This window comes from Cupriavidus sp. 8B (assembly GCF_054589115.1).
This window is the reverse complement of the sequence record NZ_BAAILO010000057.1, coordinates 18,680-29,119: the sequence shown is the minus strand read 5'-3', so window position 1 is coordinate 29,119 and position 10,440 is coordinate 18,680. Positions and strand designations below refer to the sequence as shown.

At 56.5% G+C, this 10,440-nt stretch carries 7 protein-coding genes and 2 pseudogenes; 6 read left to right on the top strand and 3 right to left on the bottom strand.

From position 1 onward, the window contains the following. Positions 1-731: 731 nt before the first annotated feature. Positions 732-1,161, top strand: a pseudogene (locus tag ACYP5B_RS05600) (transposase); the annotation flags it as partial. 188 nt (positions 1,162-1,349) lie between these two features. Continuing rightward, positions 1,350-4,427, top strand: a complete 3,078-nt coding sequence (locus ACYP5B_RS05595; RefSeq protein ID WP_459568903.1) for a hypothetical protein — start codon at positions 1,350-1,352, stop codon at positions 4,425-4,427. A 170-nt stretch (positions 4,428-4,597) separates the two neighbouring features. On the opposite strand, the pseudogene ACYP5B_RS05590 reads toward ACYP5B_RS05595, so the two are convergent. Next, positions 4,598-4,789 (bottom strand): annotated as a pseudogene (locus ACYP5B_RS05590) (hypothetical protein); the annotation flags it as partial. Positions 4,790-4,987: 198 nt separating this feature from the next. Here ACYP5B_RS05590 and ACYP5B_RS05585 point away from each other — a divergent pair. Continuing rightward, positions 4,988-5,560, top strand: a complete 573-nt coding sequence (locus tag ACYP5B_RS05585; protein WP_459568902.1) for a tyrosine-type recombinase/integrase — start codon at positions 4,988-4,990, stop codon at positions 5,558-5,560. A gap of 429 nt (positions 5,561-5,989) precedes the next feature. Continuing rightward, positions 5,990-6,772 carry a hypothetical protein gene (locus ACYP5B_RS05580; RefSeq protein ID WP_459568901.1) on the top strand — a complete coding sequence of 261 codons (783 nt, stop codon included), beginning with the start codon at positions 5,990-5,992 and terminating at the stop codon, positions 6,770-6,772. 25 nt (positions 6,773-6,797) lie between these two features. Here the strand turns inward: ACYP5B_RS05580 and ACYP5B_RS05575 are convergent, their stop codons facing one another. Continuing rightward, entirely contained in the window at positions 6,798-7,097 is a 300-nt protein-coding gene (locus ACYP5B_RS05575) for an AbrB/MazE/SpoVT family DNA-binding domain-containing protein (RefSeq protein WP_459568900.1), read from the bottom strand. Between the two features lie 195 nt (positions 7,098-7,292). On the opposite strand from ACYP5B_RS05575, the gene ACYP5B_RS05570 reads away from it, so the two are divergent. Together ACYP5B_RS05570 and ACYP5B_RS05565 are read left to right on the top strand one after the other, a co-directional pair. Further along, positions 7,293-8,072: a hypothetical protein gene (locus ACYP5B_RS05570; protein ID WP_459568899.1), complete on the top strand. Its 780-nt coding sequence runs from the start codon at positions 7,293-7,295 to the stop codon at positions 8,070-8,072. A gap of 420 nt (positions 8,073-8,492) precedes the next feature. Then, positions 8,493-9,464, top strand: coding sequence for a PD-(D/E)XK nuclease family protein (locus tag ACYP5B_RS05565; RefSeq protein WP_459568898.1), 972 nt, complete (start codon positions 8,493-8,495; stop codon positions 9,462-9,464). A gap of 338 nt (positions 9,465-9,802) precedes the next feature. On the opposite strand, the gene ACYP5B_RS05560 is transcribed toward ACYP5B_RS05565, so the two are convergent. Further along, positions 9,803-10,345, bottom strand: a complete 543-nt coding sequence (locus tag ACYP5B_RS05560) for a hypothetical protein (RefSeq protein ID WP_459568897.1) — start codon at positions 10,343-10,345, stop codon at positions 9,803-9,805. Positions 10,346-10,440 lie beyond the last annotated feature (95 nt).

The following is a 10,440-nucleotide window of genomic DNA, read 5'->3' as shown; positions in this document are numbered from 1 at the left end:
AGCCAAAATCTCGTCATCAGAGCCAATTTTCCTGACCGAGCACGTTGTTATCCGCCTGAACGCCTCAATTCACCCGGCTTGTTCAGCGTAGCCTTAGACGTGGAAGAACGGCAAGACGGGGGCTTGACTTCTGAGGGAGCGCATACAATACTGGTTCTCGCCAGAGACAGTTCGTATGTACCCCCAGACGCCGGTCACGCCCTACGAGGTTTGATCGGCTTTTTACTTTCCTATAGCGGCTCCTTGGTGCTTTCTGCGGTATGTTGCCTGTCCGCTACGACAGAAGTAGCGGCTCAACAACGCAGTATAGAAATTGCACCACTCTGGAAAATCATCCCACGAGCGAGCATCACAAATCACAAACCGTCGCCGGAATGATTTTTTAGTTTTTTATTTCTTTCGAACGGCGAAGCTCTCTCCGAAAAATCCTCCGTTTCTGTTCAATTTTTTGGAGGTCTATAACCTTAAAAAATGAGCCCAACGCTATCGCGTGACGCGACTCAAAATCGATGCGTCGGATCGATCACCAAGAGCTTTTTTGGTCCTTGACAAGAACGTGGAATCGATAGCTACCAGTCGAGGCACTTGAGCGGCGGCACGACGAGCGGTACGACAGATGTGCTGCCAGATCATCCGCCAGCGGCTTACGTCAACGGGACGACTGAACGACGAATGTACTCAGCGGCCGAGTCCAAATGTGGACCGCCCCGACGCGGTTCTTAACTAGGTGCATGAAACAAACCGACCTTGGCCTGGACCTGAGCAATCGCCGCACGCCCAAGCGCGTCTTTCTTGACGAGATGGAACTCGCGGTACCGTGAGATGCGTTTCTGGCATTGATTGCTCCGCACGCCCCGACCAACCGGCCGCCGGCCGTTCCCTCTCGCGGCGATGCTGCGAATCCATCTGATGCAGCAATGGTTTGGTCTGAGCGACGTGGCGATGGAAGAAGCTCTGTATGACACGCCGCTGTCCCGCGAATTCGCTGGCCTGGGTGGCATGAGCCGCCTGCCTGACCGCGTCAGCATTCTGCGCTTTCGGCATCTGCTTGAGCGACACCAGCTTGCCGAGCAGTTTCTCAAGACGGTCAACGAGCAACTCAACGCCCGCGGCTTCCTTCTCAAGGAAGGCACGGTGGTCGATGCCACCCTGATGCCCGCGACACATCGCCGCTCGCCAACAGATGCATACTTTCGTCTCGACGCTGCCCCATTCGCGAGTTGTATGCCAGGTCGAGAAGTTGTGTGACTCAATTGCCGCCCAACCTGCCTAGGCTGATAACATATCCCCTACTTCCAAATGGATCTCAGATCGCTTCCCCGGAAGCGTCGGCAAACGAGCAAGGGCAGATGGAATTTAGGGACAAGCAAATTGCGCCGCCGAAGTCGTGGAGTATCTTCGAAGACCTGTGTCACTCGCTGTTTTGTGCTGTATGGGGCGATATCTATACGCAGAAGAATGGCCGCTCCGGACAACCCCAGCATGGCGTCGATATCTATGGGTCCCCGAATACGAGCCCTCGAACGCTGCATGGCGTTCAGTGCAAAGGAAAGGACCAGACCTATGCCCATAAGGCAACAGAACGCGAACTGAGGGCCGAGCTTAGGAAGGCCGAGAGCTTCTCACCTCGACTTGACCACTGGACGCTCGCAACGAGCGCACCAAACGATGCCGAACTACAGCGTGTAGCGCGCGAGATCTCTGCGGAACGTCAAGACCAAGGAAAATTTCCGGTAACAATTCTCGGCTGGGAGAGTATCCAAAGTCTTCTCGCTGACCACCCAGGGGTCATAGAGAAATTCTATCCAGAGCACACCTTCGATCTCGCTGCTGCTATCACCGCCCTTCGCCAGATCCCCAACTCAGCGGAGTTGGCCGAATTCCGAGAAGCGTTATTGCGCACGAACCGCCACAACCTACCCGCGCCAAGTGCCAGTAATCGCTGGACGCCAGTAACCTTCAATGCTCCTCGAGATCTGGGACCCGCGCTCATGGGCCGCGCCCTGGGTCCCGCGGATGTCGGCGCATGCCCCGTCTTGCCGGAAGCAGTCGTACTCGTAAACGATCTAGAGCGTGGGTACTCGGCTCGGCTCACCGGTCTACCTGGCGCGGGTAAATCGGTATGTGGGCTTCAGGCTGCACGAATTCTGAGCGAGCGCGGCTGGAACACTGTTCGCTTAACTAATCCCGCAGTCGACGAAATCACGTTCGCAGACGGCGAGGCACCCACGCTACACCTCATCGACGACGCTCATCTAACTCCCCCCTCGGTATTACAGTTTGCAGAGCAGATGACAAGCCCAACCAAGTGGTTGCTCAGCATGCATACGATCACCGAGGGTCCGTCGGCGATGCCAGGAGCGACGCGGCTCGACACGAGACGAGCGGTCAAGATCATCGCCGATAGTCTGCGGTCAAATCGGGCAGAAACGCTTCGTGTTGTACGGCGGGCAGATGATCGGGTCGGCGACAAGCCGCTTGAGGAATCTCTGGATGAGCGCATCCGGGAAGCAGAGAAAGCCGAACTGCCATGGCAGTTTTGCTTCGTCCTCGGAGGTGGCTGGCGTCGAGCGGCAGCGGCGGCCGACTCCGCACGTGCTGCTGGCACGGACCTGGTACTAGCCGCGGCCGCGATTCATCAACTCGCATCCCGCGACGCGCGATGCAGGCGGGAGAACCTCGATCCCGTCCTACGTGCAGCCGGGATCGACTCGACTGAAATCGAAGAGGCGGTTGAATGGCTGCTCTCGGAACGGCTGCTTTTGAATGGGGATGATCTTCGGTGTCCACATCAGCGTTTCTCGGCCGTCTTGTTGGAGCGCATATTGCAAGGACAAGACACCAAAGGCCGCAATGCAGTTGGAGCCCTGATCCATCAGGTCCTTGACGACTCTGCTATGCCGCTCGCAGGACTGAACATCTTGCTACAAGAGCTTCGTTTGGCCCGAAGCGGCGGTCACTGGACTTGTCTTATCGAGCCAGCACGGCTTGATCGGCTGCAAACACGATGCTGGAACGACCCGGATCAGCGCCACGCCGCCTTCTTGCTGTCTACGCTGAGCGACTATCTCCCGAGGTGGCCCGGCGCGGCTCTGAACGATCATATCGATGATCTCGCCGCTTGGATCACTAATCCGGCACATTTGGCGGGATATGGCATCGGTCGTCTCATGAACCACGTGTATCAGCAGGACCCAGCACTTGCGCAGTCGATAGTTGACAGAGCTGACCCGGAAAAAATCGGGCACGCGATCTCACATTCCTCGCACGCCCGCGCCTGCGAGATAGCAAGCATGGTCTCGGGCTTTGCAGCGGCAAGGTCCGAGGCATGGAAGCGGAGGTACTTGGCGGCAATTGACCAGTCCGCATGCATACGAATGGCGGCCAGTTGGCCGGAGAATCAGTATCTTTCCTATTTTGGTGACTACTGCAAGCTTCTCGCCTGGGAGGATGAAGCGTTCGGGCTCGAACTAGCGCAGGTATTTATCTCTGCTACTTCTGATCGTCTTCGAGCAGACCCACTATATACCTTTCACGAGATCGAGGATGTAGTGTGGCATGTGCTACGGCTCTATGATCCGCTTGGCATCTATGTCGGTAAGCGTGCTCCCACAAAGCGCATGCGCGCTGTCGGACGTCAATTGGCATCCTGCTGGTCGATAAAGGAATTGGCTCAGAAGCTCTCGGCTTGTCCAAAGCGAAATTTCCAGTCGGCGGCGGCGCTTCTGAGTTTTTTGCATAAAGCGGCGCCGAAGAAGTTTCATGCGACCGTCGACGCATTAGACTGGGATCAAATCGAGGCCACCATCGGCGACGACTGGCGATGGCTGTTCCATGACGCTGAAGTGCTTATGGCCGTCTGCTTTGGATCACCAGCGGCTCGACCGCAGTTGGCCGGTCTAATTGAGCGCAACTTGCATCGCATTGATCAACTGCCACCTAGACTTGCCCTGATCGCGCCTCAAGCAGGATATACGCACGTGGCGCAAGGTGGCACAATCGCCCTTAGCAATTATGGTCATTTCCATTGGGAACTGGCCGTCGGCGTTCTTGCGCACTTTGCTAACGAGCGGCCACAGTTGGTGAATGCCCTCTTGTCACCGCACGAAGTACATGGGGGAAAAATACTGTCGAACGAGCACCCAAGTTGGTTCCAGAAGGCAACAACCTTTCTCAGATTGCTGGGACAGGTCGCCCCTGATAATCTTGCTCGAATGCTAGGTCATGTCCATGTGTCCGGCGCCGAAAGGGGATGGGCCAATGCCCTAAATGGCAAGGGCGTCGAACGCCAGTCCGCAGCGTTCCTTGTTCACTGCGCAATCGATCGAGCCGATGCCGTTGGCGAAATGGCTCGCAAACTTCGTAGGCGATTCCCTAAGCGGTCCATCCCGTCTGAGGCAACGCTGGCGCCCTTGGGCGGCGAGTAGCCGAGAGAGCTCGAATTCGCAGCTCTTGCTGTAAGCCGCAACCAGCCACAACACATCGATCAGATGTACTCCCGCGTCCTTCCATCATCCGATTGGCACGCCCGACTCAGTACCCCGCCCGCTACGCCCAAAAACAGTGGAGATGGCTCCCCAATACAGATACTGCGCTGCTACCGTATAGTAGCCCCGAAGACCGCCCTCCGTTTCTGACGTCTGATACCTAGCCGGCTAGCTAACGGGCTCCCGGGCATACCTGGGCCACGCCACCGGACACCCATTGTTCCAAGGACGCTCCGAACGTTGACAGCGCTGTAGGACAGTCCGAATTCGCGCTCAACGAGCCGCGCCACCAGCACCAACGTCCACCGACCGTTTGGCGCATCACGCCTTTTCGGACCAGCTCACAATGCCTTTGTCAGCGATTTTTTTTCGAGCTTCGCTCAGGCCGCTTGGTCGCCCCAACGGACAGCGACGCCACGCCTGCGGATCTTGAGCCAACCTTCTTGCCCAACTTGATGCTGTCTGCCGACTGACATCAAAATGGCGCGCCACCTCAGCCTGTGCCACACAATCCGCACGTTGGCAAGCTGCCCCTCGATGCTATCGATGTGACCCTTCTCCTCGCCGTGCTCGAGCTAGCGAAGGCGCAACGGGGGGCGCGCACGGCCGAACGCGCCCGCCAAACCGCGATTCAGGTATTCGACCATGGGATGCGCAAGCTCAAGATCCAAGCCAACCCGGCACGTCTGCTGAAGGGCTGGGCGGATCTCCCAGCCCATGTCAGTCACCGGCCGTTGCGGGAAGACGAAGTGCATGATTTTGTCGAACGGCTCGACGCTGATCCTGGCTCGATCAGCACTAGGTTGTGCATCTTGCTCATGTTGCTCACATTTGTACGCAAGTCAGAGATCGCGCATGCGCGCTGGTCGGAATTCGACCTCCAACGCGCGACGTGGACCATCCCGCCGGAACGCATGAAGATGCGCGACGCAGACGTCGTCCCGCTCAGCCGGCAGGCATTGGTAGCACCCGCCCAGTTACGCCCGCTGTCGTTCAGCTCTCTCTTCCTTTTCCCCAGCTACAGCAGCACCGACAAGCCAATGAGCCTTTCCACGCCCAACGTCGCATTCTAGCGAATGGGCTATGGCGACCGATTCTCCCCGCATGGCCTGCGCGCCACCCCAAGTACCTGGCCGAACAATCGTGGCGTCCGCGCCGACGTGAGCAGATCCTGTAGCCCTGTAGCGGTTCCCAGGCAGCCGCCCCCCCGGTCGCTACCCCCTGTAGCCCTGTTGCGGCTGTCGCGGTCCTTGGATTGGTACGACGGTCAACTGTAGCGGTGTAGCGCCTCACCCGTCTACCACCATCATCAGCTTCAGGCGGGTCGTCCCTTGAACACCAGAGTAGAAAATCTGTGCCGTAGTCGCACCCAGTGATATCCTCTAGTTGTCGCGAGTTCTGATCGTCGAAAGCTTCGGCATGGTCAGGTCCGTACGGAGCCGCCTCGCTGGCTCAGTTTCGCCTGGCTGACTCGCCTTTCCTAATGTCGAACTCCATTTGGCATGCAAGCTCTCAACGCGATCATCTGCGAGTTTAAGGCAAAACTGGCAGCCCTTGGATACTCAACCATTGAAGCCTCAACTGGCACAGATGCTGCGCCTGCGGTTGCCCTATTTGTCGCGGAATCGGAGCGAGAGATGCTCCGTGCCTACTTTGACCTTGAGGCCGGAAATAGCCACGCAGGGAAGGATGCTGACCTAGCAGAAACCAAAGACATCTGCGTCGACAACTGGCATACAGAATGGCCGCCCTCGCCCGGCGACGCTCGAGTTGAGCCACCTCCCGCACGTCTGCTCTCAACCGTGCGGCCGTCTAAGCGACAGACGTTCCAAGTAGTGTGGTTCTCTGGAAAGGATCTCCCCGGCAGAGACGGTAGTTATCTCGCCCGACGGGAAGACGGCACAGCGCTATCAGTATTCGAGAACGGCAATTGGAAAGACGGGGCGCCGCTCAAATGGGCTGGTCTCGACTGGAGGCTGAGCACAAAGCAAGAGGAGAAATTGATCAAGGATTTCCGCCAAGGGGATCTCGATGCGGGAATTGCACTTGTTCGGCACTGCTATGCGTCACGGCCCGAGACAGCCAAGCCTTCCTTCGGCCCGGATGACACGTGGGGAATGCGCGCCCGCATGTTTTCCCGCGCAATATACAACCAGATTGCGTGGCGAGAAGCATACAAGTCAGAAGATCAATATCTGGCTTGTGTGCCCTTGGCACCGACAAAAGAAGCTCGCGATGAAATCGAGCGTCGAGCCGAAGATTTTTGGCTCACTCGAGATGTATAAGACAGTGCGCCCGGCACACGGTTCTCTATGGCATCACGTTATCCGTCACGCGCTTAACGGCCCTGACGATATAGCCCAAGGGGACATCCCCCTGAGTACAATGTTGTTTCCCATGAGCATCAGCTGCTGACGGTCGCGCCTCAGCTAGAGTGGTAACCGTGGCAGCCTGTACGTTGCCTGTCTTGACCGGACGAATCGTGATCTCGCCGGAGTTCGGCAGGCGGATGTATAGGTAGTCGCCGGCGGCAAGACCGGTTCGCTCTACGACGTATTGCGGCCGGCGAAAGCCAATGCTGTTGCCCCAGCAGTTCAGTTTGGCCGGCATGGTGGAATGGCTCGCACATTGATATACCCCGTGTATCAACCTGCTGAGATTCGAGCCTAGAGCCCACGGGAGTTCGAGGAGCGTGACAGCGGCGATAAGGCGGAGGCGTTGCCAGTCTGCGCCTGCGGGCTATAGTGGAGAGTTCCTATCCAGAAGTGCGGAATTCCGTTCAGTAAAATCTCGTAAGGACAACTCGTGACGAAAAATGAACTCGACCCATTTCGGGTCATAGTTGGAATGGTCGCGGCACACAAGGACAGCGAGCAACTGCTTGAATTGGTGTCGGCGACAGGACTCCGCTTTGATCAGTCGCTGTCCGAGCAGGAGGCGTATTCGCACAAGACGCGAGTGCGCGCCCTTCAGCCAAGGATCATCGCCGCTTACGATCTACTTAATGACTCGGAGGCCCTCAGTGCGGCGAACGGACTTGCCGCTGCGCTCGCAAAGTTCCCGGATTTACTTGCCGAGGCATCATCCTCGCTTCAACGCATTGGCTGGGATATCCGAAATGGCCAACTTGTTGCTGCGGAACAGGCCCTTCGGGAGATTTTCTTCCCCAAAGGCTCTCAATGGGACGCCTTTGTCGTGCTTCGTGGCATGTTCGGAGAGGCCAAGAGCGAACTGATGATTGTCGATGGCTACTGCGATCAGACGCTGTTTCAGCATCTCGCCGCACGGTCAGCTCAACCATTGAGCGTCAAAATACTATGTCACCAGTACGCGGTCGCAGCTGCTTCAGAAGCTAGAGCGTTCGAAGCACAATATTCAGGCTGGAGCTTTGAGGTCCGACGAGCCAAAGACTTTCATGACCGCTTTGTCGTCATCGATCATAGCTCTTGCGTTCATATTGGGGCTTCGATCAATGGAGCAGGAAGAACGGCATTCATGATCAGCCGAATTGAGGATTCGGAGAACCGCAACGCGCTCCTTACGGCGATAAACAACTCATGGACAAACGCGCCGGTGGTTTCATAGGTGACGGCGCGGAATACCCTGGCCGCCTCGATCCCCGCCAACGCTAGCCACTGGCGGAGCGCCTTGACCGGGCACCGCGCGCCTTTCGCGCCCGGGATAAACACGGTGCGCCCCGCGCCGGCCTGGTCCGTTTTCGAGCGCCGAATCAGGATTTCCAAGCCGTTCGCATGCTCGGTAATGTCCTCGCAGCGGATAGCCACCAGCTCGGAGCGCCGGAAGGCTCCGGCAAAGCCCACCACCAGCAGCTCCCGGTCGCGCGCGGCCGAAACCGCCTGCTACGGCCGCTCGTCCGTGGGCCCGTTTGAACCAGCTTCGCCCCAACAACGGACCCGCGCGCAAATCACGTTTGTTGTGTCGGCTGCGGCACACGATTGCATGCCACCAGGCATAATCCAGATATTTCAAAGAAAGCTTCTACGGATGAATATCTTTTATGCGTTATCGGAAGGCCGAGGTCGTCTGACGGAAACGAATCTGAGTGCGTTTCTCGCGTTCCTTTTGACGCCGCAAGCGGCGCACGGATTTGGCGACATTTTTCTTCGGACCTTTCTAGTGGAAATCGCAAGAGAATGCCGGGAGGAAGAGCGGTTTCAAGCGGTATTGGTCAAACGGCAGATCACCGTTCAGGTAGGTCTGGAGGTTCGATATGATGGAGCTGTTCCACGGACCGTCGATATCGACGTTCAGGTGTTTGATGACGCAACCGCGCAGAGGAAGCTCCACCACCTAATCATTGAAAACAAAATCAAGGCTGGGGCGGCGCAGACGGAACAACTGAAGGACCAGTTTGATTGCGTTCTTCTAACGCTGGGCGATGAGGCTCCCTGTCCTGTCACTGCAGTCTTTCTGACGCCACCCGGCGATGCGCGGACCATGACAGTAGAGTTTGACAGCTTGCAACTAGATAAGACGAGCGAGCATAAAAAGGCATGGCTCAGATGGCGCAGCGCGACCGAGTCGACTACTTCGCGCACTATCGTTGATCTGATTCGCGAGCTACTTCGTCGTGAGGCATTGGCCGAAATAGAGCCCATTGGCGACTACACGCGACACACGCTAAAAGCCTTCGTCCAGTTCCTAGAGCGTGTGATACAACCTCCGACGCTTGTGCGGTCGCGAACCGGCACAGATGCGGACTCGGTGATCGTGCAACGGGAAATCAGTGTTGATGGGGGGCGATTTGTTATCGTCAGATATTCATCTGACGCAGTCAAATTGTTCGATGCCGAGACGGAACAGGAGCTTGCCGCACACCCGCTGTTGCGCAAGATCAACACGCAGTATGGCCTCAATATCCCGCTGGAGCGGGGCCCCGGAAAACCCATCAATACGCGACAGTTAGGCCGGAAGGTGCTTGATGCCCTCGGACGCTCTGCGACTGGGACAATGTAGACGCCCCAGCATGCTCACCTCTGCACGCCTGCTCAACGCTGACCCTGCCGTCGCATAGCCATCAACCCATACCGTTTGAGGGCGCGGCGGAACTTGACGAGCCCTACGGTGGCATGGGCAAGCATCGGCCCTCCGTTTTTTGTGTCATTTTTCATGGCTGTTGACTATCGATAATGGTGTGTTTGCGTGAGCTTGCGTTTTCGGCCAATGAAGCTGCAATCGAAGGGAAAGAAATTACCACCTCCTCGTTCATTATTGTCGCGTCTGCGGGATAACAATATGCCGGTAGAATTTCGACTGGCTCCGCCCAGTTATCCTACCGGCCACCCAGGCGACGACTAATCCAGGATTTGCAGCTTCCCGCCGGAAATATCAAAACACTCAAAAATCTTGTCTGGATGGGTGCATAGAAAGTCGATTCTCTTTATTGCCTTTTGCATCCTGTTGCAGGATTCAATGTCTTTCTTGAAATCCGCCTCCGAATACTTTAGGTACTCAGAATCTTCCCCCCGCTTGCTTGTCTTCAGCTTGCGACTAAGCACAGTCTTGTCCGCGGTCTGCCACATCTCATCATCGATGGGAGGAATCCATTTTCCGTGAATGATACTATTGCGCGTGCTCGTTAGACGTTCAAATTCAGAAAAAATTTGACGAAGCATTTCATTAAACTCCTCGTGATTGAAATATTCAATCAAAAGGGCGCGAAGCATTCTTTGCAGGGGCTCAGCCGTAAGACCTGCCAGTACTATCTTGCGCATTGAGCGATTTTGAAGACCTTCTTTCTCCAAGATGCCCATTGCGCACTCTTCCATTAAGAAGCAAATCTCTTCAAACTGAACACAGAATTCGCCGACAAGATTATAGAATTTACTTGAATTCATGATTCAAGGGCACCATTAAGTTCACCGCGTCTATGCCACAGATTGTTTGAGGATCTTCAGTTGGAGGCCTACCAAATGGCGCCACGCCCCCCGAA

What these genes read in the sequence shown, in the direction of transcription:
- ACYP5B_RS05575 (WP_459568900.1), bottom strand. Translation starts at nt 7,097, where the DNA reads ATGCCGGCCAAACTGAACTGCTGGGGCAACAGCATTGGCTTTCGCCGG.
- ACYP5B_RS05565 (WP_459568898.1), top strand. Translation starts at nt 8,493, where the DNA reads ATGAATATCTTTTATGCGTTATCGGAAGGCCGAGGTCGTCTGACGGAA.
- ACYP5B_RS05560 (WP_459568897.1), bottom strand. Translation starts at nt 10,345, where the DNA reads ATGAATTCAAGTAAATTCTATAATCTTGTCGGCGAATTCTGTGTTCAG.
- ACYP5B_RS05595 (WP_459568903.1), top strand. Translation starts at nt 1,350, where the DNA reads ATGGAATTTAGGGACAAGCAAATTGCGCCGCCGAAGTCGTGGAGTATC.
- ACYP5B_RS05580 (WP_459568901.1), top strand. Translation starts at nt 5,990, where the DNA reads ATGCAAGCTCTCAACGCGATCATCTGCGAGTTTAAGGCAAAACTGGCA.